This window comes from Microcystis sp. M083S1 (assembly GCF_020246405.1).
Classification (GTDB): Bacteria; Cyanobacteriota; Cyanobacteriia; order Cyanobacteriales; family Microcystaceae; genus Microcystis; species Microcystis aeruginosa_C.
The window spans coordinates 16,220-42,729 of sequence record NZ_JADBTB010000107.1 but is presented as its reverse complement, the minus strand read 5'-3'; the positions used below and the strand labels follow the sequence as shown (position 1 = coordinate 42,729).

The window sequence follows — 26,510 nt, the reverse complement described above, 5'->3', positions numbered from 1 at the left end:
CCAGCTTTTTCAGTGATCAGTCGTCAGCCATCAGCTTTTTTTCTCCCCATCTCCCCACTCCCCCATCTCCCCACTCCCCCATCTCCCCCATCTCCCCCACTGCCCACTTCATAATTGATAATTGATAATTCATAATTGATAATTCCCACTCCCCCAACCCCTTGTTTACTTTTTACTTAAGATGACAGATTATTTAGTTTCCCTGACAATTTGGGCGGGTATTTACGCGATTTTTGCCCTCGGTTTAAATCTACAATGGGGATTTACTGGCTTAATTAACTTTGGTCACGTTGCTTTTGCCACTTTAGGGGCTTATGCAACGGTTTTATTAACTTTACAGGGTGTACCGATGATTTTTGCCGCTATTGTCGGGGCGATCCTAGGGGCATTGTTGGGATTAGCCATCGGTTTTTCCACCCTGAGATTAAGAGCCGATTATCTAGCGATTGTCACCATCGGGGTGTCTGAGTTAATTCGTTTGCTGGTGCTTAACGAGGATTGGTTAACGAAGGGTAGTTTCGGACTACAACGTTATCCCCTACCTTTGGATATAAATCCCAGTTTTCCCGTCAAATTATTAATTATTGCCCTGTTTACCCTGCTTGCTATCTTTGCTCTCTGGCAATTGGGGCGCAATCTGCAACGACAATGGCGCGAAGCGGGGCAAATTAGCGGTAAAAGCTATCAACCGACGCAAAAGAGAGCTTTAATCTTTTGGGGGTTGTTAGGGGCGATAATACTGCTTTTTCTGTATATAAACGGTGTAATTGCCTTGAATGATTATAATTACAAAGCGGGGCTGATGGTGGTAGTTTTAATACTCCTCGCTCTCGTTTATACTGGTTTAGAATTACTTTTGCGATCGCCTTGGGGACGCATCCTCAAAGCGATTCGGGAAGATGAAGAAATTCCCCGGGCTTTGGGAAAAAATGTCTTTTGGTATAAGTTACAATCTTTGATGTTAGGCGGTGCGATCGCTGGTTTAGCCGGGGCTTTTTTAGCATGGCAATTAACCACTATTTACCCGACTAATTTTGAGCCGTTATTGACTTTTAACGCTTGGATTATTATCATTCTCGGTGGCTCTGGTAGCAATGCCGGCACCTTACTAGGAGCAGTAATTTTCTGGGCTTACGATTCCCTGACTCGCTTTATTCTGCCCCAATTAGATATTTTTAATGATAGCCAATTAGGGGCTTTACGGATTATGATTATCGGTCTGCTGCTCATGGTTTTAATGATCTGGCGCCCCCAGGGTATCCTCGGCAAAAAAGAGGAGTTAACTTTGGGAAAATAATTTCAGTTATCAGTTATCAGTTATCAGTTATCAGTTATCAGTTATCAGTTCATCGATTACTCTTCACTGAAAACACTTCCCACTTCATAATTCATAATTCATAATTTATATATGTTACTTTCTGCCAAAGGATTATCGAAAAGTTTTGGAGGCATTCGCGCCGTCAATAATGCTTATTTGGATGTGCCGCAGGGCAGCATCACCGGGTTAATCGGACCAAATGGAGCCGGCAAAACTACACTTTTTAACCTTTTATCTAATTTTATTCGCCCGGATAAAGGGGAAGTTTTTCTTGATGGTCAGCCCATTCATCAGCTGCCTCCCTATCAAATTGCCCTAAAAGGATGTGTAAGAACTTTTCAAGTCGCCAGGGTATTATCCCGATTAACGGTGTTAGAAAATATGCTCTTAGCTAGTCCTGGACAAACGGGCGAAAATTTTCTCAAAGTCTGGTTTCAGGGGGCAAAAATTCGCCAACAGGAACAGGAAAATCGTGACAAAGCTTTGGACATATTAGATTCGATCGGTCTGGGGGAAAAAGCGCACGATTATGCGGGGGCTTTATCGGGAGGACAGCGTAAATTATTAGAGATTGGCCGAGTGCTAATGACCGAGCCAAAATTAATTTTATTAGATGAACCAGCCGCCGGAGTTAATCCCACTTTAATCGGTCAAATCAGCGACCATATTATCGAATGGAATCGTCAGGGAATTACCTTTTTAATTATCGAGCATAATATGGATGTGATTATGTCCCTTTGTCACTACGTTTGGGTATTAGCAGAAGGGACAAATTTAGCCGATGGCATTCCCAGCGAAATCCAAAAAAACGAGCGGGTTTTAAAGGCTTATTTAGGAGACTAAAGCTAATTTTTGCACCTGTTCAACAAAGTTAGCCAGAATTTTTAAGCCATTAGTCGAGGATTTTTCCGGGTGAAACTGCACCGCCACCAAACGATCACGAGCGATCGCTGCTGTCACCGTTTGACTGCCGTGGCTGACGGTGGCGGCAGTCAGATGACTATCAAGGGGATCAACATAATAGGAATGGACAAAATAGACGTGAGGATGCGGGGGTAATCCCTGCCAAAGAGCATGATCCGGCTGGGTGAAGTCTAACTGATTCCAACCCATGTGGGGAATGGTAATGCCAGGTTCCGAGCGAAAACGGCGCACTGTCCCCGGAATAATCCCTAAACCCGCCTCTTGTCCTTCCTCTGATGAGTCAAAGAGAATTTGTAAACCGAGACAGATACCGAGAAAGGGTTTACCATTAGCGATCGCCGCTTTGATCGGTTTTTCGAGATGACGAGCGCGAATTTGCCGGACGGCAGGATCAAAAGAACCGACTCCGGGTAACACAATAGCGTCAGCTTTTTCGAGATCTAGGGGAGAATCGGTAATTTTCGGCACTGCACCCACGGTTTCCAGTCCTTTACAGGCAGAGTGCAGATTTCCCATGTCGTAATCGATGACAGCGATTAAGGTCATTGCTATATACTGATTGGGCGATGACCTTATTTTAGAGCAATCACACTACTAAATTAGCCCTTGAATCAAAAGTTGTTAAATGGGATTTGAACCCGCAACGGGCTGCTTACAAAGCAGCCCTGCATAATTGATAAAACCCTTTTCCCAAACACAGGCTATCTGATTCCCATTGATAATTGATTTTGAAGAAAGGGGGTTGGTCATAATATTCTCAACAGCTTATGATCAAGTTATAGATACATTTTAGAGTAGCTATGCAAGCAAGTGTTAATTGTTCTGAATATCGAATGCTACAACTGCCTCCATCGATTTCGAGTTCACTGGATTCAGTAAAAGTGCAATCCCAATCGAGCGTTGTGGTCATAGGTGCTAATGGTTCGGGAAAAACTCGTTTTGGCTCTTGGATTGAATTACATTCACCAGAAAGATATTTAGTGCATCGAATTGCATCGCAAAGATCTCTTTCCATACCGGATTACTGTTCTACATCTTCCCAGGATGCTGCAACAAATAATCTTCTATATGGTTATCATCAAGAGAATTTAACCGATGAACAAACTACACAGTACAAAATCGGACGTAAATGGCAGTCTAAACCTAATACTGCTCTTCAGAACGACTACGATAAGTTACTAACTTTTTTATTTACAGAAGACTATCAGAAAAGCACTAAATATCGTCAACAGTGTAAAACGGCAGAACTACGAGAAACGCCTCCAGAAACCCATCTTGATATTATCAAACGTATTTGGGAGTCTGTACTTCCTCATCGTGAGCTTATTACTGATAAGGTAGGAAAAATAGAAGCACGTCCTAAAAGTGGTGGGAATTCTTATCATGGTGCAGAAATGAGTGATGGAGAACGAGTCATTTTTTATCTGATTGGTCAATGTCTTGCTGCCAAGGAAAAGGGGATTATCATTATTGATGAACCTGAGCTTCATTTACACAAAGCATTACAGAGTCGCTTATGGGATGCAGTTGAAGCAGAAAGACCAGATTGTTTATTTATCTATCTAACTCACGATCTAGATTTTGCAGTTACCCGCGTAAATTCCACCAAGATTTGGCTGAAAAGTTACGATAATGATAGGTGGGACTGGCATTTAATTCCTGAAAATGACGAAATTCCTGAAAATCTACTTTTAGAAATTATTGGTAGTAGAAAACCTATCCTATTTGTTGAAGGAGATAAAAAAGGTTTAGATTATTTCATCTTTTCACATCTGTTTAAAGACTATACTGTAATTCCTCATGGTGGATGCGCTGATGTCATTTATGCAACTTGTTCATTTTCTAAATTAAAACATCTTCATGGGCTAGATTGTAAAGGAATTATTGATCGAGACTTTAGAAATGATCAAGAAATTAAAAAATTAAAGGATAAAGCAATATTCTGTCTTGATTTTTCAGAAATTGAAAATATTTTATTATCAGAAGACGTACTGAAGATAGTAGGAGATTTTTTACACATAGAAGATATATATGAAATTATAGAGAAGGCTAAAAATACAGTATTTACTCTGATGGAAAAAGAAAAAGAAAGGCTCGTTTCTTCTATTGTAGCTTTTCGCATTGAAGCTGCATTTAAAACATTTAATGCCAAGGCAATTGGTGAAGAAAAACTAAAAGAATCACTCGATCAAATGGTATCTACAATTAATCTTCCATGCTTGTATCAAGAAACAAGCACAAAAATCAATAGGATATTAGAGAACCAAGATTATTCTGAAGCATTGCGTCTATATAATAATAAAGGATTACTTCCTCAAGTCTCAAATCTTTTCGGATTTCAAGGTAATAGATTAGTAGATTATATAAAAAGATTGATTCTCCAGAAGGAAAACGAAAAAATTATCAGAGCTTTGCGAAATTCTCTCCCTGAATTGCCGACTATTAATCAAGATGAAGATATGTCTAATATCATGTCGGGGTAAATGTACCCAATAAAAATAAGCGGCTCTTCGTTACTCTTTATGCTAAATCAACATACAAGGTGCCAAGACAACATACTTCTAACCCAAAAATTCCGAAAGTTTCTAAAGCCATAGCCTCTTCGTTTTATTAGTTTCAGTTTATCGAAAAAATCAGGACTAAAACCTCGCCTTTTAAGGCGAAAAGTTTTTGGAGCGGGGCATAAATCCCCATTATAAAAACGGACTTCTGCTCCCTGCCTCCTGCATTCGTTAACAGCTTTTCAAAACATAATTCAGTATCACTATAACCTCAAGAAAGCCGACTTTTTCAGGATAATGATTGAGCAATTATATTGCGTTTTTGCTCTCTTTATAACTGAATACTTTAACATTTATTACTTAAAAATAATTGTCTTAGTCAAGCATCATAGCAGTTATCTTAATAGTGAGACACGAAGTTTTTTTTGGGGAGGGAGTCGATCATCAATAGCAAATTAGCTTATACTTCATCTTGATGAGAAAAGCTGTCACACAAATAAAGTTTTTAAATTGAATAATCGATAACTTTCTCACTTTTATTGTCAAAATCAGTGAGTAGGGTCGCTTTTCTCGGTTTTAAATGTACCGTTTGTTCTGGTTGTAACTGTAATTGCTTGTATTCCTCACGATTGAGGTAAGCTACCACCATTTCCCCATCAGCTAACATTAATTCTACCTGTATTTCCCAGCCTAAATGAATAACTCTTTTTACCACTGCCCAACTATTCAACCCATCTTGATTGGGCATAATTTCCAGGTCGTGGGGACGGATAAAAACGGTGGAATTATCCCCCGGATGATGTCCATTTCCTAATCCTGCTAAACTGGGTAAGATATTCACTTCCCCAATAAACTGCATCACAAAAGGTGTGGCTGGATGATCGTAAATTTCGGCGGGAGAACCCACCTGTTCAATTTTACCATGATTCATCACAACAATCGTATCGGCCACTTCCATTGCTTCCTCTTGATCGTGGGTAACAAAAACACTGGTAACGTGAACTTCTTCGTGTAAATTTCTCAGCCATACCCTTAATTCTTTTCTAACTTTTGCATCTAAAGCTCCAAAGGGTTCATCCAATAATAATACATTCGGTTGAATGGCTAAAGCGCGGGCTAAAGCTACTCTTTGCCGTTGTCCTCCCGATAATTGGGCGGGATAGCGATCGCCTAATCCTTGTAATTGAATTAATTCTAATAGTTCCTCAACTTTTTTCTTAATTACTGGCGATTTTTGCTGGCGAATTTCTAGGCCAAAAGCAATATTTTGACGAACAGTTAAATGTTTAAATAGGGCATAATGTTGGAAAACAAAGCCGATATTTCTCCGTCTAGGATCCAGATGGGTGGTATCTTGTCCGTTAATGATAATCGCGCCACTATCGGGACTTTCTAATCCCGCAATTGAACGTAATAAGGTGGATTTTCCCGATCCCGATGGTCCGAGGAGGGCGACTAATTTGCCTTCAGGAATGGTTAAACTGATATTATCTAAGGCTTGAAAATTGCCGAAACGTTTGGAAACTTGGTGGATAGTAATACTCATTTAGGTTAATTGTAGTTAAGTAGTATGAATTTTGTGGGCGGTTTTACGTTCGAGAATTTCTTTGATAATTAAAGTAACTCCCGCTAGTAAGGCGAGAATAGCCGCCGCACTAAAAGCAGCAGGAGTGAGATAATTTTTATAAGCCTGTTCTACGAAAATTGGCAGGGTGGCAGTTCTACCTAAAATACTGCCAGAAACCACAGAAACCGCCCCAAATTCCCCCATCGCCCGGGCATTAGTTAACAGCACTCCGTACATCAACCCCCAACGAATATTGGGTAAAGTTACGCGCCAGAAAATCTGCCAATCATTTGCCCCTAAAGTGCGCCCCGCTTCCTCTTGTTCTAAGCCAATTTCTTCTAAGACTGGGATAACTTCTCTAGCGACAAAAGGCATAGTAACAAATATAGTTGCTAATACCATTCCGGGTAAAGCAAAAAGTATTTTTATACTGAAAAGTTCTAAAAAAGAACCTAACCAACCATTGCGCCCATAGAGCAGTACAATCATTAAACCCGCTACCACGGGAGAAACGGCAAAAGGTAAGTCAATTAAACTAATTAATAAAGTTTTACCACGAAATTGATTGCGAGCAATTACCCAAGCGGCACAAAGTCCAAAAATTGTGTTTAAAGGTACAGTAATTAGGGCAATAATTACTGTTAATCTTACCGCTTCGATAAAGTCAGAAGTTCCCGCCGCTTCTAAAAAAGCTTGGAATCCATTGCGAAAAGCATAGTAAAATACTGCCGCTGCTGGAATAAATAATAATAGTGCCAGATAGACAAGAGCGATGATAATTAGTAGGGGTTTGTAATCCCGCTCTTTCGGTTTGGTTGATTTTTTTAGACTCAGCATTTTTGATCTGTCTCCAGTCATACTCTAATATTTTTTACTCTTTACTTAACCCTGTATTTTTGCCCCCATTGCTGCAGGAAATTAATTACTACTAACATGAACAAAGAAACCAGTAATAAAACCATGCCGATTACTGTCGCCCCTGTGTAATCATATTCCTCTAGTCTTTGAAAGATTAAAACTGGGGCAATTAAATCCTTAAAGGGGATATTAGAGGAGATAATAACTACAGAACCATATTCACCGATCGCTCTGGCAAAACCGAGGGCAACTCCTGTTAAAATAGCGGGTAGTATTGTGGGAAAAATAACTCGCCAGAAGATTTGCCAAGAGGAAGCACCGAGGGATAAAGCCGCTTCTTCTACCTCTTTTTCCATTTCCTGTAAAACCGGCTGTAAGGTGCGGACAATAAAGGGTAAAGCGATAAATAACATCGCCACAAAAACCCCTAAAATGGTAAAGGATATCTTAATGCCAAAGGGGGCAAAAAATTGACCGAGCCAACCGTTATCACTGTAAACTGTGGCTAGGACTAAACCAGCAACAGAAGTGGGTAAAGCAAAGGGCAAATCCACACAAGCATCGACAATTTTTTTACCCGGGAATCGATAACGCACTAATACCCAAGCGATAATAGTGCCAAAAACTCCGTCTATCAGTCCGGCAATTAAGGAAGTAAAAAAAGTGACTTGGTAAGCGGATAAAGAAATCGGTAAAGTGGCAACACGCCAAAATTCGGCAAAACCAAGAGTTAGGGATTTAGCAAATAGTGCCGCTGCCGGTAAAACCAACAAAACCACTAGATAACTAATGGTAATTACCCAAGGAATAGAAACTTTTTTCAGGGGTTGACTGGGAGATAAAGATAATTGTGGGTTAGCCATTGTTTATTATTGCTAGAGATTACCAATTGTCCGCTTCTTCAAGAACTTGTGCTGAATCATACCAAACTTCTACATCTAAATCTGCCAGATAGGAAAGGGCATTTTCTATACCTTGAGAGTTGCCTTGTAGTTGTAGATCAAACCAGCCATCTTGATTATTATTGGCAGCTAACAAAGCGGAAAATATATTCACTTTTAGACCTGGAAAAGACCCTAAACGTGCTATAATTGGCTCGTTAATATATTGTTTAGGAACCCGAATTTTTATTCGTCGGGACGTGGGGCGATCAAGTCCCGATTGATCGAGATGTAAATCACTTTGGGGATGATTAATAGTTTGCCATTGAGGTTGATTATCCATGGTTTTTCTCCTTAAGATTTACCAGCTTTAGTCAGAATTTTATCGAACAAGGCTCCATCTTCAAAGAATTGTTTTTGTACCTTATCCCAACCGCCTAAATCCTGCACGGTAAAGAGATTTTTTATCTGAGGAAATTTACTCTCAAACTCTTTAACTATCGTCGGTTCAACGGGACGAAACCCCACCTTAGCAAATTCTCTTTGTGCCTCTGGGGTAAATAAAAACTGCACAAAAGCTTCCGCCACTTTTCTCGTACCTTTTTTATCCACATTGGCATCAACAACCGCCACGGGATTATCAATAGAAATATTATAATCAGTGGGAACAGTATAGGCTAAATTCTCACCTTTTTGGTTAGCGAGAATCATCTCGTTTTCGTAATTAATTAGCACATTTCCCTGGCCTTGTTTAAAAAATACATCACTAGATTCACGAGCATCTCTAGGTAAAACTGGCGCATTTTTAAACACTTTTTCGACAAAAGTTTGCGCCGCTTGTTCACTGCCTTCCGCTTGCGTCACCGAACCCCAAAGAGCGAGAAAATTCCAGCGCGCTCCGCCAGAAGTCTTGGGATTAGCGGTAATAACTTTAATATTATCCTTGGCTAGATCTGACCATTTATTAATTTTAATATTGGCATCACGAGGAACAAAAGCCACTACAGATTTATGAACAATAGAGTCATTGGGAGCTTCTTTTTCCCAACCGGGTTGAATTAATCCCGCTTGCTCAATTTTCTTGGTATCCAAAGCTAAAGCCAACGCTACCACATCCGCTTCTAAACCATCGATAACGGCACGAGTTTGGGAACCGGAACCACCATAACTCTGTTCAAAAGTTACTTTTTGCCCCGTTTTTTGTTGCCATTCCTCGACAAATTTGGGAATGATTTTTTCGTAGGCACTTTGGGTGACAGCATAGGAAACAAGTGTCACAGTCACGGGTTTTTGGCTGTCATTGCCGCTATTGGTGGGGGATGGGGTGCAAGATGCCAGCATTCCTCCCGTCAGGACAGTTGCCATGAGTAGGGATAAACAAGACTGGGATGACTGCATCGGCGGCGCTCCTAAGCTTTACTCTGAGGTTGTATCTGTTTTCAGGTGTAGTTTAATCCTACAGCATGGAAAACAAAATTTCAATACATTTATAAAACAAATTGGAAATAAGGTGATAACAAGGGAAACTGTGAGAAGATGGAATCAGTGCTACATCTAGGTTTGAGACTATGGGCAAGAGCGTCAAAACCAAAAAAACAACCCTCCTACAACAACTGATTAACCAGAGTTTTCTCTTTCGCGGACTAGAGGAGGCTTGGTTAAGTCAGTATCTGGATGCTGACAATCTCAAGTTAGAGACGCTATTTTCCAATCGTCCAGTCTATACGGCTTTTCTCCCCGATGAATTTCTAGATGTTTTGTATGTGATTTTGAATGAGGGTGTAATCGTCGTCCGCAGCACCCCCCTCGACCGGATTATTGCCATTACCTACCCCGGCGGCTGTTTTGGCATGAGGAGTTTACCCTTTAGTTATGGTTTAGCCAGTCGCGCCTTTCCCTGTTTGGTGGAATCCTATAAAACTACCCACGTCCTGAAAATTCCCTTATCGGCGCTAGAAAAGATTTACAACGATAACGAAAGTTTTCGTCAACGGTACTGTTTTTTATTTGAATTACAGCAAAAATTCGAGTATCATTTGCTTAATTGCAGTAGCTATCCACCCCAAGCTGTAGCCACTTTACTCAGAGCTTTAATCTATCAAGAAAGAGAATTAGGCAGTCAACCGAGTGCCGAAAATATCTATACTTTTGATCTATCCGTCGATATGATTGCTCGCGCTTGTCAACTCAATCAACGCACCGTCGAACAGGTATTAAAAGGATTGCAAAACGTGGGATTAATTGCCTCAGAATCGACGGGGGATTTAATTCGGGTACTGGATGCCGAGGGTTTAAAAGAAGTGTACAGTGCCACCAGGGATAAAGTTAATTGGTGGCCCCTCAGATAAGTAGGTTTGGCCTTATTTATTATTGCCATTGACAGCGCTTTAAAGCATCTTCGGCAGCCGCTTTGGTGGCATCCTGTTTCCGTTTACCTTTACCTGTACCGTAGAGAAGGTTATTAACCCGCACTTCGGCAGTAAATTCCCTAGCGTGGGGGGGTCCTGTCACATCGATGATCGCATATTCTGGATTAGAGGCGAAATTGGCCAGCGCCCACTGTTGAAAGAGATTTTTGGCATCGATAAAAGATGGCGATTCCGATTGTTGAGAGACTAAATGAGAGGCTACAGGGATAAAAAGCCCGTGCAGATAGTTTTTAACCGCATTTAACCCCGAATCTAGATAATAAGCCCCAATTATCGCTTCAAAAGTGTCCGCTAATAGGGTAGGATTCGATCGCCCCCGATCTTTAATTGCCCCCTTACCCAAACGCATTAACTCCCCCAGGCCGATTTCGATGCCTAATTGCGCTAATTGTTCTTCTTTGACCAAATTTGACCGCAAACGGGTTAATTCTGCCTCGTTCATGGCGGGATATTTTTGATACAAAAGTTCGCCCACCAAAAAAGCCAAAATCGCATCGCCCAAAAATTCTAGGCGCTCGTTATTTTCCGTCAATTGGGACTGTTCATTAACATAGGAACGATGGGTTAAAGCTTGGGTGAGAAGGAGAGCATTTTGAAAAGGAGGCAAACAAGACATTACAGAAATGATCAAGTCAAGAGCATTTCTTATCTTAATCCGACCCCACCCCGAATAGATGAGACGAACGATCCTTTTTTTACTGTTTTTTCCAGCTAGTTTAGGCATAATCTCCCAAATATTCTCACCGGAAAACCTATCCGCTGCTATTCTTGCCCTAGGTACCCTGGTGATGTGTATAGAACAGGCACGCATGGCAGCGGTGGACTTGGCAGAAATTGCCCAATTTCAGCAAAAAACCAGCGATCCTCGCCTTGATCGCTTTTTTATGGTTACAATTAGTACAATTGTTTTAGAATTGTCGGGCTTTTATGTGGCTGCCCTCTGGATAGGATGGGGAGCTTTAATAGTTTTAGTCAGTCAAATTTGGTTTCAATGTTTAGCCAAAATTCAACTGCAGCCAAGCACGGAAAAAATTATTGACCATGGCATAGGGCCACGTTTACCCATCTTACTCGCTGACGGAATCGGCATAATCTTCGTGGCTTTCTGGTTAGCCAAAATTGCCCCCCTAATTATGGCCATGACTTTAACGACAATGTTGTTAATCTACGGCTCTATTAAGTATAGACCTCTTGTCAAATTCAAAAATCTTCCCTTGGTTGAGGAGTAAGTAGCCAGTATTCGGTCGTCAGGAGAATCAAAAATGAGCTTTAATCAATTAAATTCTCTATTTAGAGATTTTATGCCTATTTTTCTCATTTTTGAACTCTCAAAAATTAATTATCGTTGAGCTTGCCGCTGGAGGATTTGAGCGCATTTTTCTCTCAGACATCAGCCCTCCTTTGCTACAATGATAATCATTATGGAGGGTGGTGGGCGGTTTTCGAGATGCTGGTTTAGTACGACACCCAAAACTTGTAGCCTGTTACTTTGGTAAGGAGACTGGCAAATTGCTCGGCTTCAGCTTTAGAGGTAAAGCTGGCAGCCTGTAAATTTCCTCTGCTAGTTATAAATGCGTCGCCACAATATTTTTCCTTGACTGTCTTGAGAGCTTGTCTATTTCCCATAACTGAATACCATACGGATCCGCTTCTGGCAGAGGAGCCGCAGGCTGGCTGCCATTCTAGTGTGACGGAGCTATTGTTAGTTTTTGTATTGCTATCCTGTCCGAGAAAATATACAGAAACCACTAATATTACTAAAGCAATAATAATTCCAAAGCAGCCACAACCTTTGTTTGGAGAACCAAGATTGCTAGTTATGCCGAGATCAATAACTGGATGATTACTCATTTTATCTATTTTTAGTATTTTATCTTATAAAAGCAGTAAATTATTTTGTGTTTAAACTATTTATTCTGATTTGCTTTTCAATTTTTTCCTTGATTTCTAAATCCTTGAAATCGTTGTTTTTGTTATCGTTGATGCGTTCATCTTTTTTTCGTTGTATAGCTTCTAGTAAATCATTTGTACTCACTTGCCCTTGAATAGGGTGTTTGCCTTCTTTTTTTGCTCTTAACGCCGCTCTGTTAGCAGCGTCGATGACTGCTTCACGGATGTCTCGTCCACAGACTTCATCGACCTGTGCAAGTTGGTTAAAGTCCAATTGGTCGGTTGGAAGAAGATCTGGGATGTGGCATTGCCAAATTTTCTCCCTTTCCTTAATGCCAGGCAGTAAAAATTCTATGTGTTTTACTCTTGTTTCAAATGCTTTATCGTAGTTTTCAATTAAGTTAGTGGCAAAAATAACAACTCCGCGAAATTGCTCTAGGCAGATTAGCAGTTGACTTCGCATAGAGTTTATTGCCTGCTCAGAACCAGAGTTTACTTCCGTAAGTCTTCTAGAAAGGAGCGAGTCGGCTTCGTCAATAAAAAGGACGGCTCTCTCTTTTTCAGATATATTGAATATTGATTTCAGGTTTTTCGGACCTTCTCCGTGAAACTTACTTTCAATGTCGGCGTAGGTGGCTAGAAGTATTGGCTTGCTCATGTAATCTGCAACGGCGTGTGCTGCTAGGGTTTTCCCAGTTCCAGGAGGTCCGTAAAAATTTAACACGGTGCAGGGATGGGGTTGAATTTCTCTTAAACCCCATGAGTCAAAAACAACTTCTTCAACGTTGATGGCTTCGACGGTGTATAAGAGGTTTTCTTTGACTTCGTTAGGTAGAATTAGTTGGTTAAAGCTATAGAGAGGTTTCTGTATGTGGCAAGGGATAGGCTCGTTTTCCGTTTGATCGGTAAAGTCTACGGGGCTTTCTGTTGTGGAGGTCTTTGGTACTTTACTCGTTCCTACAATTTGAACTTCCTCGCTCGTGCTAATAGTGATGTTGATTTCTTGGACGTTGTTTTTTTCTAGAAGATCACCTATGAGCTTGAGAAGTCGAGTACGCAGGACACCTGCTTGCACTTCTGGTACAGTATTGGGAATTCCTGTTATATAAAGTTCATTTTGCATAATGAATCCTGGGGCTGATGTTTTATTTTATAAGGATTGTACCTGTTTCTTTAAGCTGATTTTTTACGCTTTCATCGATATCTTTTACGTCCATAAGCTCATATGCTTTAACTTTTCCAGTCTGTTGATTGAAGATTCCATAAACATGGTTGCATTTATTGGATTGAATCTGGTTTGTCACAAAGCCGATATCTTGTCCTGTCATGCGTATCTTTTGTTTCAGACGGACGAAATATTCACGTATCTTCTGAAGGGTTAACCAGATCACGTAAATGACTTGGGCACCAATATAAACAAGTGAAGATAGGGCAGTTATAATTGCGAATGAAATAGGGTCCATGATATAGCCTAATATTCTTGGTGAGGAACTAATTAACAATGATTACGTTGTTTGCTCCAAATGCTTCGCGAAGTTCTTTGTCTAAAGACTGTGTGATAATTTTTCTACCGTATTGGTGTCCTTCATATTTTTGTATTACTTGTTTTTCCCCATTCAGAAAAACTTGTATGATCGCAATTTTATTATCTTTGCCAAAAACTCTTTTTGCAATTGCTCCGCATTTTACATCTGGATGCCTTGGTTGGGATAAAAACCAGGCAATGATATCTTCATATTTTGCTTCAGATGTTATTTCAGGTTTCTCAGGTAGCATCTTGTCAAATGTGGAAAAAACATTTTCCATGTTTTCCTTTGTTTGTTTCAGAGGATTAGTAACATTTGACAAAAACTGCTCTAATGAATCTTTCATTGGATTGTCCTATCTTTTAATATCTTGTTTGGCGGTTTTTTGTGTTGCTTGTTATCTCATTCTTACTCAGTATCATCTTCAAAGCGCAAAGCAGTTAAACCCTGACTTCTCACAACAGCCACCTGATTAACTTGACCGAAGCCATCAGATTGAGCAGAATCAGACAAACTATGGTAAACAACAGGAAAGCTGGACAACAGGGGAGAATTCATTGCATTGACCCTCTAAACTTGTGAGATGAAACTTACTCAAATCAACGGTGTAAGGTGGGCATTGCCCACCACCTGCCTTGGTATTATTTATGAAGTCCAATTCAGCCCAGCTTCCCCCAACCTTTTAATAACTGATAGGGTTTAGGCTTACAAGACTATTAATTAATGCCCTCCACCATCCTAAAAGCGTTTTTTTCTTCCGTCAATAAAATATAAATTATGCTTATTTTTTTTAAAAAAATTATCAGGTTTATTGATGAATCAGAGAAAATCAAATTAAATTCGGTGCGGTTAAACCCTGACTTCTCGCACCAGCGATTAACTTGACCGAAGCCATGAGATTGAGCAGAATCAATCGGCACAAGTCCAGAAAACGGGTTTCTTGAAGAAACCCGTTTTCTCTCTGAAAAAACTATCCCGAAAGCGATCGATTAAGGGAACAATTAAAAATGATGGGAATTACCTTAGTTGATTTACCCGATGGACAAAGCCAATGGTATCCTAGAGAAAAGAGCCATAACCATGATTAATATCCCAAGAGACCGCCAATTTTTCCCAAAATAACCTTGCTAAGTCGAGAGGATTGGTTAAGGAAGATTACTTGCCCCAATCTCACTTATGCTAGAATGATTATCATTACCACAATAAAGAAGGAGCAAAATGATTATCGTGGTGACGGGGGGTATAGCTGCGGGAAAAACCCATTGGATTCGCCAACAAATCGCCCAAAGCAAGCAGCCAAGTCTATATTTTAGTCCCCAGACGGAAACTTTTCCCATTGATCATCTCACTTTACAGAGTGACTTTCCCCAGTTGTCCTCTATTTCTAGGGAAGAAGAAGACCTTTTGAGCAGTTTATCCATGGAAAACAGGGTCTATATGGAAGTACCATGGCATTTAGACACGCAATCCCTCGAAAGCTTTCTAAAACCCCTCAATTGTCATCGGGTAGCGATTACGTCTCCAGACGAAGAAATCCCCGAAGGACAAGTTCCCGTCGATGAAATAGTCATCAGTCCCGTCAAAACAACAATAAAAGGTGATCAATGGTCAAAAAAACGGGAAATACAGATTTATAGAGCCGTTTTAACGGGAGAAATCCTCGATTTTTCCAGTTTAACCACCTTTTGGACAGAATTAACCCAAGGGGCCTATGGGGAAGTGCTGCGGGTTAAAAGTATCTTCGATATCATCGATGGTCAGTGTATTTATGGGGAATTTATGGATGAATGGCCAGAAAAAGACTTTCAAAGCTTAAATTTCCCCTTAAATCTCGATGGGAGACCGAATCGCTTTAGTGGGATTGAAATCGTCGGTCGCAATCTCGATAAACCGACAATTGCCGATACCCTGAGTGATTGTTGTCTGTCCGATGAGGCACTTTTTTATTATCAACAACAATTTCAAGAATCTTTAGAGCCAGAAATGGAGTTAATCTGATGAAAATAGCCGTTTTATCCTGTATTCATGGCAATATGCCCGCTTTTAATGCTGTTTTGCAAGATTTAGACCAACAGGGTTGTCAAGAAATCTACTGTTTAGGGGATTTGGTTGGGTATGGACCCCATCCTAACCAAGTGGTGGAAAAAATCCGTCAACTGGGGATTACCACGGTACAAGGGTGTTGGGATGAGGATATCGTTGAGGGATTAAATGCCTGTGAGTGCAGTTATCCGTCGCTTTTAGCAGAAAAACGCGGTAGATTAGCTCATGAGTGGACAAATCAAATAATCACCCCAGAAAACCGTAATTATTTGTCAAAACTGCCCGAAATTTTTAAGCTAGATCACCTCTGTTTTGTCCATGGTAGTCCCCAAAGTAACCATGAGTACCTTTTAGCCGAAATGGACGCTTTTACGGCTTTAGAACGGGTTTTATCGGTAGATACAGAGGTTTTATTCTGTGGACATACCCACATCCCCTATATTCGCACTCTCGACGAGGGAAGCTTGCAAATAAAAGTGTATCAACCCGATGGGGAACAGTCGCGGCAATTTACCACACCGGTTAAACGTATCATCAACGTGGGATCGGTGGGAGAACCGCGTCACGGTCGTCCAAATGCCACCTATGTGATTTACGCTCGAGAAACGGCAGCGGTACAGCTGCGAGAAGTGGCCTATAACTATCAGGAAACCTGTCAGGCTATTTTAGCATCGGGTTTACCTCCTATTTTCGCTTGGCGATTGGCTAAGGGTCTAGAATATGCGGAAAAAGCCGATGATCCGACTCATGTTTGCGAACGTTAATTTGTGATAAATCAAGAAATTATGTGGGCAATTTTAAGCGGTATTCAAGGCAATTTACCAGCCTATCAAGCGGTCTTGGAAGATATTCAGCAACGGTCAGTTACTGTAGAAAATTTATATATTTTAGGAGATTTTATCGGTGTTAATCCCGATAGTGAAATGCTAGTAGAACAAATACGTTATCCCACTAAAAATAACTTATATCCGCAGGTTTGTCGGGGATGGTGGGAAGAACAATGTTTAATTTTACACAGTTTAGGAGCCACAGGAGAACCGACGGAATTAATCCATAAACATGGAATTGATAGCACTAAACAACTCTGGGATGCAGTTTCTTTAGAAACGGTGCAATGGTTACGAAATCTCGATTTTGGTTTTGTCGAGTTGGATTGTTTATTAATTCATGGCAGTAGTGTCAGTGTTAGTGAAGAATTAACCCCCGATACTCCCCCATGGCAAATTTTAGATCGACTGCAACGGGTGGGAGTTAATAATCTATTTTGTGGTCGTGCAGGACAAGTTTTTGATTATTCTTTACAGTCCGCTAATTTAACCAGCACTGTTACTACTTTAGATAAACGGCAACCAAGTCAAACTTTGACGATTCAAGATAAGCGTTTAATTGGGGTTGGTAGCGTTGGTAAAGAATTAAATAAAGCAGTTTACACTCTCTATAATCCTAGTAATAATTGCGTGGAGTTTAGAACCGTACCTTATTAATCTTTCAGAGATTAATTAAATATTCAAGATTAATTTAAGTAGGTAGGCGTTAAAAATTATCAGACACCCCCCTTATCAAGGGGGATCAAGGGGGGATTTATCTTCAATTTAATTATAACCAGCTAGATAACTGAGGTGAGAGACTCTTGCTGACTTGCTTGCAGATGGGATTGAGCGCGAACAGCGCGGAACATCCCAAAACGACATAAACCCGTACCAAAGGCCAAACGCATCAGCAGAATTGTCGGCACTTCTCGGACGGATTTAACCAACCCAGTTAGACCAAATTGCCACCAACCTTGGGGACGAATCACCCCCTGCCAAATGGTATCAATCCAAGAGGGTAGAGTGGCTTTTGTCCAGTCAGCAGTCACCACTTCCCCATCTACCAATCCCGTGGCCGCTAACTGTTCGGCAAAACCTTCGATGCTGGCAAAAGCGGGGTGAGACCACTGATCCAAAAGTTGGCGCATTACAGGACTTTCCCAGAAATTGAGCGGTTTTTGACGGTCATCTCGCTGATTCCAGTCCGCTACCACTAGGACTCCCCCCGGCTTAAGAACTCGCAGTAATTCCTGAGCAAAAACGGCTTTGTCCGGCATATGGGGACCGGCTTCAATTGACCAGACCACATCAAAACTCTCGTCGGGAAAAGAAAGGGCCATGGCATCATCGACCAAAAAGCGAGCATTTACATCTGGGGGTGTTAGTTCTTTGGCCCGTGCCACTTGTTTGGGACTAATGGTGACACCGGTAACGGCAAATCCGTAGTCGCGGGCCAGAATGCGACTGCTGCCACCAATACCACAACCGACATCGAGGAGAGTTGCACCGGTGGGTAGTTTATCCAAACCTCCCCAAGAGACCATTTCCGCCACAAAGTCGGCTTTTGCCGCTAGAAAGTCTTTTTTTTCTGGTGGGGAACCGTAGTGACCTAAATGGATGTGTTCGCCCCAATAATATTCTAAAATCCCGTCCTGAGTCCATTGGTCGTAGGAATTGGCCACCGAGTCCGACGATTGGTACTTGCGAGAGGAAACAAAATAGACGACGATAGCGATCGCTAGGAGTAAACCTAAAGATGATGTCAGCAAAAGTATATTCATTAAATGATGCCGGGCAAACTGATACAAAGCTTAATAACTCTTAAAGATTATACAACCTTGAGGTTCTGCGGTTGAGTGACTTTGGTTCTTCGCCAGAAATTAACTATCCCCGTTGAAAGCGACTGGTAATACAGCAGTTATCTTAATAGTTAAGTAGCTGGTTATAATTAAATTAAAAATGGATTTTAGGTTCGATCCCCCCTGCCCCCCTTGATAAGGGGGGTGCCGATAGGCGGGGGGATCCCCCTTGATAAGGGGGGTGCCGATCCCCCCTTAGTCCCCCCTTTAATCCCCCCTTGATAAGGGGGGCATCTGACAACTTTTAACGCCTACCTACTTAGATCACTTCTGTAGTACTAAACTTTTATCTGTTTGTCCCTGTGGAATTGCCCTCAATCCATTCGTAAAAAGCCATAGATTCCGGAGAACAACGGCTGCATCCTCCGCATTTTTCTAGGGAAATCAGGCGAATTCGCCCTTTTTTCAGCAAGCGATTGAGCATGGGACTTAAGGCATCCGCTGACATCCGAAAGTGTGTAGATAAGTCAGACAGAGATGCTTTCTGATTTTTGGCAAGATAAGCCTGTATATCGATTAAAATCATGGTTTATAAGCGAAAAAAATCGAGAAAAGTTGCTTGATTGCGGTGGGTTACGGCGAATCTAAATAATTTGTTAGTTGCCTAGCTTTTTGTCGCCTAACCCACCCTACTTTTAAATTGCCGGACGATTGATTTTTCGGGGACGGAGATTTTTTAAGGTGAATAAAACCCCGACTACGGTTAAACCCATCAAGACTATCCAAAAGAGAGAAAATCCCGGATGTCGAGAAAAAGTGGCGATTTGATAGAAGGAAGTGGCAACAATATAGGCCATTCCTGTGGTCCAGAAGGCAATAAAAGCAGTCCAACCGGCATTAGTTTCGCGATATACTGCCGATGTGGCCGAAACACAGGGAAAATAGAGCAGAACAAACAATAGATAGGCAAAAGCACCCGCTTGACCATCAAATCTTTTCACCATTGCGCCAAAGATTCCTAAATCTACCTCTTGCTTCTCGGCAGCCGTTTTTTGATCTTGCAAATCACCAATATTTAAACCCAAGGGATCAAGTAATTGATTGGGTAATTCCGCTAAATTGGCGGGAATAGTGGCGATAGCTTCCTGAATTTGCCCCCAAAAGTCGAATTTTTCCGCCGCTGCCCCCTTATTCGGGTTATCTTCCCCTGCTAGTTGGCTGTAAATTGAGTTTAATGTCCCTACCATCGCTTCTTTGGCAAAAACTCCCGTAAAAATTCCCACCGTTGCCGGCCAATTTTCCGGATCTAGTCCCATGGGTGAGAAAATAGGAGTTACAGCTTTACTGGTAGCACTTAAAACCGATCGCTCGCTGTCTTGATTACCAAAAGAACCATCAAAACTGACGGAGTTGAGTAATCCCAAAATCATCACCATTAACACGATAACTCGTCCAGCTTTCCATAAAAACGCTTGCAGACGTTCCCAAGTGCGAATTAAAACCCCTTTCAGACGCGGTAGATGATAGGGAGGCAATTCCATAATAAAGTGACTGACTTCTCCCTTGAGTAGGGTTTTTTTCATCACCAATCCCGTCAAAATAGCGGCGAGAATTCCTAAGATATAAAGACCAAAAACGATATTTTGACCACCTATGGGGAAAAAAGCCGCCGCAAATAGGGCATAAACAGGTAATCTGGCCCCACAGGACATAAAAGGATTCATCATAATCGTCATTAAACGATCACGGGAATTTTCTAGGGTCCTGGTGGCCATAATTGCCGGCACACTGCAACCAAATCCCACTAGCATGGGGACAAAGGATTTACCCGGCAATCCCACCAAACGCATCAATCGGTCCATGACGAAGGCTGCCCGGGCCATATAGCCGGAATCCTCTAAAATTGACAAAAAGAGGAACATAAAGCCAATTACGGGGATAAAAGTGGCGACGGTTTGCACACCTCCCCCCGCTCCATCAGCGAGCAGAGCAATTAGCCAACCGGGGGTATGGATTTTTTGTAAAACTTGGGACAAACCATCGACAAAGATAGTCTGGGCAGTTAAATCGAAGAAATCGATAAAGGCAGCACTAACATTGATTGTAAACAAGAACATTAGGTACATTACGCCCAAAAATATCGGAATTCCTAACCAGCGATCGAGAACAATCCGATCGAGGCGGTCGGACATGGTATCATTTATCTGTCCAGTCCGTTGAGTGGCTCCCTGAGTAACTTGTTGAATAAAGCCATAACGAGTATCAGCAATTAAAATATCAAGGTCTTCCCCTAAAACTTGGTGTATTTGTCGTCTATGCTTGACGATAATGCTTAATAGTTCCTGGGATCGCAATTCTGGGACGATGCGATCCTCGTATTGCAGTAAATTTAAAGCGGTCCATCTTGGCTCAACGATCCTTTTACTGCTATGGTCGTTAATGTAGGCAATAATCTCGTTAAGAGCTTCCTCAATTACCGCAGGATAAGCCACATAAGCAGCAGTATGGTTAATATCATCGACTAATTCCCCAATTTTTTGCTTTAATTCTCCGATTCCCTCCCCTTTAACCGCACTAATCGGGACGACAATTGCATCCATGCGAACGCTTAAGAGTTGCGGATTAACCACAATACCCCTAGTTTTGGCCACATCCATCATATTCAGGGCAATCAACATCGGTAAACGCATCTCCATGATTTGGGTAGTCAGGTAGAGATTACGCTCTAAATTGGCAGCATCGACGATATTAATCACTAAATCCGCTTCTCCTGACAGTAGATAGTCCCTAGCGACTAATTCATCCATTCCTGTCTCCCCTTCTTCCACATCAAGGGAATAGACTCCGGGTAAATCCACAAGGGTGATATCTTCCCCGTTAACTTGAAATCTTCCCTCTTTGCGATCGACTGTTACTCCCGGCCAGTTGCCGGTCCGTTGATTGGACCGGGTGAGAGCATTAAAAAGGGTAGTTTTGCCACAGTTAGGATTGCCGATTAAGGCGATAATGGGTTTGACCATAATTAGGATATTGAGTAATTAATAGGCTTAGATGATTAAATTTAGCTTTTTGGGTCTATTTCTTCGACGATTAAAGTGTCTGCCTCCTGTTTACGCAGACTGAGATGAAATCCCCGCACTCGAATCTCGACGGGATCCCCCAAAGGTGCGACGCGAATAACGGTAAACTCTGTCCCCGGAGTTAATCCCATTGATAACAATTTTCCTTTGTATCCGCGCAATGCTCGGTCATAACCGATGACTTTACCCGCTTTTCCTATGGGTATCTCCCGCAGAAATGTTCTTACTTCAGTTAGGTCTTTTTTGGGTTCCAGTTTTTTCGGTTGAATGTCACTAACGAGGATTTTTTCGGCCATTTCCGCCCCGATACCGATACGATTGTCTTGAATGCCAATTAAAACTGATCCCCTCGGTTGGGAGCTAATTACCTGTAATTGAATGCCGGGGTTTAATCCCATACCTAGTAGTCGATTAATCCCTCCTGTCCCCTGAAATCCCACTAACCAGACGGTTTTTCCCATTTCCACTTGTGCTAAAGGATAAGTGGCAGCAAAGTCATTACCCGTGGGAGTGACATTATCTAATTCTGTCTTTTTACCACCCCAACGGAAAAATTGGGCTTTATTTGGCGATTTTTCTGGTTTTTCTGGTTGATTCGGTCTAATTTTATCGTCCATGCTTTTCTTATCTCCAAAGGTAATGAAGGTCTTTCATTCAAGAGTGACAATAATTCCTTAATAGCTCATCGAGTTTACTGAAGTAGCCAAAGGGTGAGAACTGCACTACTGTCAGCCTCAGTCAACGGTTTTGAAACTGTCTAAGACTTGCGATCGCTAAAAAATAAATGCTAATTATTCTCAATTACCAGTGTAATCCCAAAGGGGAGACAGAAAAGAAAATTTTTTCTTTAAAAAAGTCGCCAGTCTGCGGTAAATGGCGATCGCTGAGAGACGAAAATCTTCTTAATGCCGAAAAATTCGGCTCTCTTGGGTTTGGTGGGTAAAATGTATTCTAAGATACAGTCCTGCTGGCGAGCGAGTGGAAGGAACCACAGAGACACAAAGGACACAGAGATCGATCACTACTATATAAGTTAAACTTATCACACAAAGAATAAGAGAGCCAAAATTCTCCCTTGCAAGGGAGATTCCCCCAGCTATCTACCAATTAATTGCACCCAGCTACTGGGAACAGAAAAAGCTATATTTAATAAGTAAATCGAATCTGTCTTTCTGTTTAAAGACCTATGGATAACAAAATTCTCGACGTTCATAATCTCACCGTTGAATTTTCCAATCAGAAAAGAACAACAGTCGCCGTTAATAACATTAGTTTTAGCTTGCAGAAAGGTCAAGTTCTCGGTTGTGTGGGGGAGTCGGGTTCAGGAAAATCCGTCACCTCCCTTGCACTCATGGGATTGGTTCCCTCTCCGGGAAAAATTACTGGGGGAGAAATTTGCTTTCGTCCGGCAAAAGGTCAGTCAATGCAAGCAGTAGATTTATTATCTATTCCCCCGGAAGAATTGCGTTATTATCGCGGGGGAGAAATGGCGATGATTTTCCAAGAACCAATGAGTTCTCTTAATCCAGTTTATAACATCGAGTTTCAACTCACCGAAGCAATTTTACTGCACCAAAAAGTCACACCCGAACAGGCAAAAAATCAAGCCATCTCTCTACTGCAAGAAGTGCGCTTATTACCCAGTGATGAACAGTTAGAGGAGAAATATATAGAAACTTTTTCCTTAGAAAATAAGGGTCATGTTAGAGAAAAAATTAGAACTTATATTCAGGAACAAAAAGAGGCAATTCTCAAGCGTTATCCTCACGAATTATCGGGGGGACAATTACAAAGGGTAATGATTGCCATGGCGATTTCTTGTAATCCTACCCTATTAATTGCTGACGAACCAACCACCGCTTTAGATGTGACTGTCCAAGCAGAAATATTAAGATTATTACGCGATTTGTGTAAAAGTGATCGAGAAATGTCAATGGTTTTTATCTCCCACGATTTAGGAGTTATTAACGAAATTGCCGATCAAATTGTCGTGATGTATCAAGGAGAAATTGTCGAACAGGGAACAAAAGAAGAAGTATTAAATTATCCCCAACATCCCTACACAAAAGGTTTACTTGCCTGTCGTCCTCGCTTAAACTCTCGTCCCGAAAAATTACCCACTGTCAGCGATTTTTTACAAGTGAAAAAAGACTCTCAAGGTAAGATTATTGACTTACAGGAAATTACTCCACCGGCAGTTAAGTTTATTACTCTCCAGGAGGAAGAAAGCAGAATCGCAGGTTTACAACATCACGAGAATATTTTATCAGTAGAAAATTTATCGGTTAGATTTCCAGTTAAGGGAGTTTTCGGGCAAGTAAAGACCTTTTTTAATGCCGTAGATCAGGTCAGTTTTGCCGTTAAACAGGGGGAAACCCTCGGTTTAGTCGGTGAGTCTGGCTGCGGAAAATCTACCTTAGCAAGGACAATTCTGCGCTTAATTCCTGCCACTTCTGGAAATATCTATTTCCGAGGAGAAAATCTCGCTAAGTTAAACCCCAGCGATCCAAAATTAAGACTACTGAGACGGGAATTACAGATAGTTTTTCAGAATCCCTACAACTCCCTGAATCCCCGTTTATCCATCGGTAAAGCAATTTTAGAACCGATGGTTATTCATCATACCGGCGGCAATTCCCAAAAGCGACGGCAACGAGTAGAATATTTATTAGAACGAGTTAAACTCGATCCTACTTGGTTCGATCGCTATCCCCATCAATTATCGGGAGGACAACGACAAAGGGTGTGTATTGCTCGCGCTTTAGCCTTAAATCCTCAGTTTATTATCTGTGATGAATCTGTCTCTGCTTTAGATGTTTCCGTACAAGCGGGAGTCTTAAATTTACTCAAAGAATTACAGCAGGAATTTAATCTCACTTATATCTTTATTTCCCACGATTTAAGTGTCGTCAGATTTATGAGCGATCGGATTATGGTGATGAATAAAGGTAAAATTGAGGAAATGGGTACAGCTAACCAAATTATTAACTCTCCCCAAAGTGATTACACGCGTAAACTTATCGCTTCTATTCCCCAATTTACCGAAAGTCTTGCTAGTTAAGTAGCTGGTTATAATTGAATTAAAAATGGATTTTAGCTTCGATCCCCCCTGCCCCCCTTGATAAGGGGGGTGCCGATAGGCGGGGGGATCCCCCTTGATAAGGGGGGTGCCTGACAACTTTTAACACCTACCTACTCCCCAATTTACCGAAAGTCTTGCTAGTTAAGTAGCTGGTTATAATTGAATTAAAAATAGATTTTAGCTTCGATCCCCCCTGCCCCCCTTGATAAGGGGGGTGCCGATAGGCGGGGGGATCCCCCTTGATAAGGGGGGTGCCGATAGGCGGGGGGATCCCCCTTGATAAGGGGGGTGTCTGACAACTTTTAACACCTACCTACTTAAAATTAGCCATCAAATCGAAAGGATTAGCTGCCTCTAATTGTGCCGATAAACCTAACAAAGTGATTTCATCAGCAGGTTTACCCACTAACTGGATTCCCACAGGTAAACCCTGACTATCAACTCCCGTTGGTAAAGCAATTGCGGGCAAACCACTCGCATTAGCAATCGGGGAAGGGGCAATCCAAGCAATCATCTTATCAACCGCTGCTTCCGGTGGTAAATTTTCCCACTCACCAATTCCGGGGGGTTGATGTAGGAAAATGGGCAAAAGTAAGACATCAAAATTATCAAACATCGCCACAATTTGCCGCGAAATAACGTGCATCTGCTGCACCGCTTGCAGGTATTCCCCCGCGCTGCCAGAATTGTCTAATAACCATTGGTTAAGGGGACTTAATAACTCCTTGGGAATTCCCGTCGCCGCCGTCCCCGCTTGCCAAATACGCCGAAAAGGAGCGATTAAAGCCTGTAAATCGGGAGAATACTCCGTTAAATGATGCCCCATACCCTCTAAAATTTTAGCCGTAGCGAGGACAGCATTTTTATAGACGGAAGTTGCCTCGCCGAAGGGGGATATGGAAGTAGAAAAAGCGATTCTTAGGGGTTTTACGCCTCTCTGAGTGGCTTCTAGGAAAGAAAAGGGCGGATCGGGTAGCCAGTAGGGATCGCCCGTCGTATAGCCCGAAATCACGGTAAGCAGTGCCGCCCCATCTGCCACCGTCTTAGAAAGAGTGCCGTTAGTGGCGATACCGCTTTGAAATTCCCCCACCGGGGCATAGGAAACGCGCCCGCGACTGGGTTTTATCCCCACCAAACCGCAACAACCCGCCGGAGTACGCACCGAACCGCCACCGTCGGAACCCTGGGCAATCGGGCAGAAACCCGCCGCTACCGCCGCCGCCGCACCGCCACTGGAACCTCCTGCGGTATAATCGCGGTTGAAGGGGTTACGAGTCGGCAAAAAACCCGGATTTTCGGTGTAGGGAAAGGAACCTAGTTGGGAAGTGGCAGTTTTGCCCAGAAGGATAAAACCCGCCATTTTCATTCTGGTGACTATTCCTTCGTCGTATTGGGCGATATTTCCCTGTAAAGCGGCGACTCCGTAACTAACGGGCATTCCAGCGACGGCATTTAAGTCTTTAATGGCGGTGGGAACTCCAAAAAAAGGCGGTAATTCGGCAGTAGCGGCGATTTGACTTAATTGTTCCGTTTGGATGCTGGCGGTTGCTAGGGCGCTTTCCCCGGCGACATGGACAAAACTACCGATTTGACAGTCAAATTTCTCGATTCTGTCGAGGTATAAATGGGTTAATTCTAGGGGGGAGATTTGTTTAGTGCGAATCAGTTGGGCTAATTCTAGGGCAGATTTTTGCAATAATTCATCACTCATGAGCGATCGAGTTAAAATAGGTAAGTGAAAATAATTATATTCGTTAGTGGGAAGATGGTTTTAAAAGAAAAAAGGAAAAAGTAAAAAAAGAC

The 26,510-nt window shown here is 41.9% G+C and carries 27 protein-coding genes and 1 pseudogene; 10 read left to right on the top strand and 18 right to left on the bottom strand.

The genetic code is table 11. The features are described from left to right. Positions 1-181 precede the first annotated feature (181 nt). Positions 182-1,297, top strand: a complete 1,116-nt coding sequence (locus IM450_RS11085; protein ID WP_002802601.1) for a branched-chain amino acid ABC transporter permease — start codon at positions 182-184, stop codon at positions 1,295-1,297. A gap of 111 nt (positions 1,298-1,408) precedes the next feature. Continuing rightward, positions 1,409-2,161 carry an ABC transporter ATP-binding protein gene (locus tag IM450_RS11080; RefSeq protein ID WP_287667751.1) on the top strand — a complete coding sequence of 251 codons (753 nt, stop codon included), beginning with the start codon at positions 1,409-1,411 and terminating at the stop codon, positions 2,159-2,161. On the opposite strand, the gene hisH is transcribed toward IM450_RS11080, so the two are convergent. Next, the gene (gene hisH / locus IM450_RS11075; protein ID WP_002802596.1) at positions 2,150-2,788 is read right to left on the bottom strand and encodes an imidazole glycerol phosphate synthase subunit HisH; all 639 of its coding nucleotides are present in this window, start codon (positions 2,786-2,788) and stop codon (positions 2,150-2,152) included. The two genes, IM450_RS11080 and hisH, sit on opposite strands and share 12 nt — an antisense overlap. Positions 2,789-3,042: 254 nt before the next feature. On the opposite strand from hisH, the gene IM450_RS11070 reads away from it, so the two are divergent. Then, positions 3,043-4,725 carry a DUF4435 domain-containing protein gene (locus tag IM450_RS11070; protein WP_287667747.1) on the top strand — a complete coding sequence of 561 codons (1,683 nt, stop codon included), beginning with the start codon at positions 3,043-3,045 and terminating at the stop codon, positions 4,723-4,725. A 47-nt stretch (positions 4,726-4,772) separates the two neighbouring features. Here IM450_RS11070 and IM450_RS22705 read toward each other — a convergent pair. The 6 genes and pseudogenes from IM450_RS22705 to IM450_RS11040 form a co-directional block, all read right to left on the bottom strand. Beyond that, positions 4,773-4,868 (bottom strand): annotated as a pseudogene (locus IM450_RS22705) (transposase); the annotation flags it as partial. A 380-nt stretch (positions 4,869-5,248) separates the two neighbouring features. Further along, complete coding sequence (locus tag IM450_RS11060) at positions 5,249-6,289, bottom strand: sulfate/molybdate ABC transporter ATP-binding protein (RefSeq protein WP_287667744.1); 1,041 nt, start codon at positions 6,287-6,289, stop codon at positions 5,249-5,251. 15 nt (positions 6,290-6,304) lie between these two features. Further along, positions 6,305-7,147: a sulfate ABC transporter permease subunit CysW gene (gene cysW / locus IM450_RS11055; protein ID WP_002802588.1), complete on the bottom strand. Its 843-nt coding sequence runs from the start codon at positions 7,145-7,147 to the stop codon at positions 6,305-6,307. Between the two features lie 41 nt (positions 7,148-7,188). Further along, complete coding sequence (cysT, locus tag IM450_RS11050; RefSeq protein ID WP_002797970.1) at positions 7,189-8,031, bottom strand: sulfate ABC transporter permease subunit CysT; 843 nt, start codon at positions 8,029-8,031, stop codon at positions 7,189-7,191. Between the two features lie 19 nt (positions 8,032-8,050). Then, complete coding sequence (locus IM450_RS11045) at positions 8,051-8,392, bottom strand: NIL domain-containing protein (RefSeq protein ID WP_002802587.1); 342 nt, start codon at positions 8,390-8,392, stop codon at positions 8,051-8,053. An 11-nt stretch (positions 8,393-8,403) separates the two neighbouring features. Next, a complete protein-coding gene (locus IM450_RS11040) occupies positions 8,404-9,447 on the bottom strand; it encodes a sulfate ABC transporter substrate-binding protein (RefSeq protein WP_287667742.1) in 1,044 nt (347 codons plus the stop codon). 170 nt (positions 9,448-9,617) lie between these two features. Between IM450_RS11040 and IM450_RS11035 the strand changes: the two genes are divergently transcribed. Further along, positions 9,618-10,397: a Crp/Fnr family transcriptional regulator gene (locus IM450_RS11035; protein ID WP_002802585.1), complete on the top strand. Its 780-nt coding sequence runs from the start codon at positions 9,618-9,620 to the stop codon at positions 10,395-10,397. Positions 10,398-10,416: 19 nt separating this feature from the next. Here IM450_RS11035 and rnc read toward each other — a convergent pair whose 3' ends face one another. Next, a complete protein-coding gene (gene rnc / locus IM450_RS11030) occupies positions 10,417-11,094 on the bottom strand; it encodes a ribonuclease III (protein ID WP_052278499.1) in 678 nt (225 codons plus the stop codon). 58 nt (positions 11,095-11,152) lie between these two features. Here rnc and IM450_RS11025 point away from each other — a divergent pair, with 58 nt between their 5' ends. Then, positions 11,153-11,707 carry a hypothetical protein gene (locus IM450_RS11025; protein WP_287667738.1) on the top strand — a complete coding sequence of 185 codons (555 nt, stop codon included), beginning with the start codon at positions 11,153-11,155 and terminating at the stop codon, positions 11,705-11,707. A gap of 226 nt (positions 11,708-11,933) precedes the next feature. Here IM450_RS11025 and IM450_RS11020 read toward each other — a convergent pair whose 3' ends face one another. From IM450_RS11020 to IM450_RS11000, 5 genes are all read right to left on the bottom strand, one after another. Next, positions 11,934-12,329, bottom strand: a complete 396-nt coding sequence (locus tag IM450_RS11020) for a hypothetical protein (protein WP_271953536.1) — start codon at positions 12,327-12,329, stop codon at positions 11,934-11,936. 40 nt (positions 12,330-12,369) lie between these two features. Further along, on the bottom strand, positions 12,370-13,491 hold the full coding sequence (locus IM450_RS11015) for an ATP-binding protein (RefSeq protein WP_287667734.1): 1,122 nt from the start codon (positions 13,489-13,491) through the stop codon (positions 12,370-12,372). Between the two features lie 22 nt (positions 13,492-13,513). After that, the gene (locus IM450_RS11010) at positions 13,514-13,831 is read right to left on the bottom strand and encodes a hypothetical protein (RefSeq protein ID WP_271953538.1); all 318 of its coding nucleotides are present in this window, start codon (positions 13,829-13,831) and stop codon (positions 13,514-13,516) included. A 28-nt stretch (positions 13,832-13,859) separates the two neighbouring features. After that, entirely contained in the window at positions 13,860-14,240 is a 381-nt protein-coding gene (locus IM450_RS11005; protein WP_271953539.1) for a hypothetical protein, read from the bottom strand. 62 nt (positions 14,241-14,302) lie between these two features. Beyond that, the gene (locus IM450_RS11000) at positions 14,303-14,452 is read right to left on the bottom strand and encodes a hypothetical protein (protein ID WP_287667729.1); all 150 of its coding nucleotides are present in this window, start codon (positions 14,450-14,452) and stop codon (positions 14,303-14,305) included. A 660-nt stretch (positions 14,453-15,112) separates the two neighbouring features. Here IM450_RS11000 and IM450_RS10995 point away from each other — a divergent pair. The 3 genes from IM450_RS10995 to IM450_RS10985 are packed head-to-tail and all read left to right on the top strand — an operon-like array spanning position 15,113 to position 17,421. Beyond that, positions 15,113-15,892: a hypothetical protein gene (locus IM450_RS10995; protein ID WP_287667726.1), complete on the top strand. Its 780-nt coding sequence runs from the start codon at positions 15,113-15,115 to the stop codon at positions 15,890-15,892. Further along, positions 15,892-16,701: a metallophosphoesterase family protein gene (locus tag IM450_RS10990; protein WP_287667723.1), complete on the top strand. Its 810-nt coding sequence runs from the start codon at positions 15,892-15,894 to the stop codon at positions 16,699-16,701. Before IM450_RS10995 ends, IM450_RS10990 begins: the two co-directional genes overlap by 1 nt. Before the next feature lie 21 nt (positions 16,702-16,722). Further along, positions 16,723-17,421: a metallophosphoesterase family protein gene (locus IM450_RS10985; RefSeq protein ID WP_002802574.1), complete on the top strand. Its 699-nt coding sequence runs from the start codon at positions 16,723-16,725 to the stop codon at positions 17,419-17,421. 122 nt (positions 17,422-17,543) lie between these two features. Here the strand turns inward: IM450_RS10985 and IM450_RS10980 are convergent, their stop codons facing one another. The 4 genes from IM450_RS10980 to IM450_RS10965 all read right to left on the bottom strand — a co-directional run bounded on the left by IM450_RS10980 (position 17,544) and on the right by IM450_RS10965 (position 22,242). Continuing rightward, positions 17,544-18,527 carry a methyltransferase domain-containing protein gene (locus IM450_RS10980; RefSeq protein ID WP_043997999.1) on the bottom strand — a complete coding sequence of 328 codons (984 nt, stop codon included), beginning with the start codon at positions 18,525-18,527 and terminating at the stop codon, positions 17,544-17,546. A 364-nt stretch (positions 18,528-18,891) separates the two neighbouring features. Continuing rightward, the gene (locus tag IM450_RS10975; protein ID WP_159296743.1) at positions 18,892-19,131 is read right to left on the bottom strand and encodes a FeoC-like transcriptional regulator; all 240 of its coding nucleotides are present in this window, start codon (positions 19,129-19,131) and stop codon (positions 18,892-18,894) included. Between the two features lie 109 nt (positions 19,132-19,240). After that, positions 19,241-21,565 carry a Fe(2+) transporter permease subunit FeoB gene (gene feoB, locus IM450_RS10970; RefSeq protein WP_287667715.1) on the bottom strand — a complete coding sequence of 775 codons (2,325 nt, stop codon included), beginning with the start codon at positions 21,563-21,565 and terminating at the stop codon, positions 19,241-19,243. 41 nt (positions 21,566-21,606) lie between these two features. Then, positions 21,607-22,242, bottom strand: a complete 636-nt coding sequence (locus IM450_RS10965) for a FeoA family protein (protein WP_287667713.1) — start codon at positions 22,240-22,242, stop codon at positions 21,607-21,609. Between the two features lie 167 nt (positions 22,243-22,409). Here IM450_RS10965 and IM450_RS10960 point away from each other — a divergent pair, with 167 nt between their 5' ends. Then, positions 22,410-22,568, top strand: a complete 159-nt coding sequence (locus tag IM450_RS10960; RefSeq protein ID WP_287667711.1) for a hypothetical protein — start codon at positions 22,410-22,412, stop codon at positions 22,566-22,568. Between the two features lie 243 nt (positions 22,569-22,811). After that, positions 22,812-24,686, top strand: coding sequence for an ABC transporter ATP-binding protein (locus IM450_RS10955; protein WP_287667710.1), 1,875 nt, complete (start codon positions 22,812-22,814; stop codon positions 24,684-24,686). Positions 24,687-25,020: 334 nt separating this feature from the next. Here the strand turns inward: IM450_RS10955 and IM450_RS10950 are convergent, their stop codons facing one another. Continuing rightward, positions 25,021-26,418: an amidase gene (locus tag IM450_RS10950; protein ID WP_287667708.1), complete on the bottom strand. Its 1,398-nt coding sequence runs from the start codon at positions 26,416-26,418 to the stop codon at positions 25,021-25,023. Between the last annotated feature and the right edge of the window lie 92 nt (positions 26,419-26,510).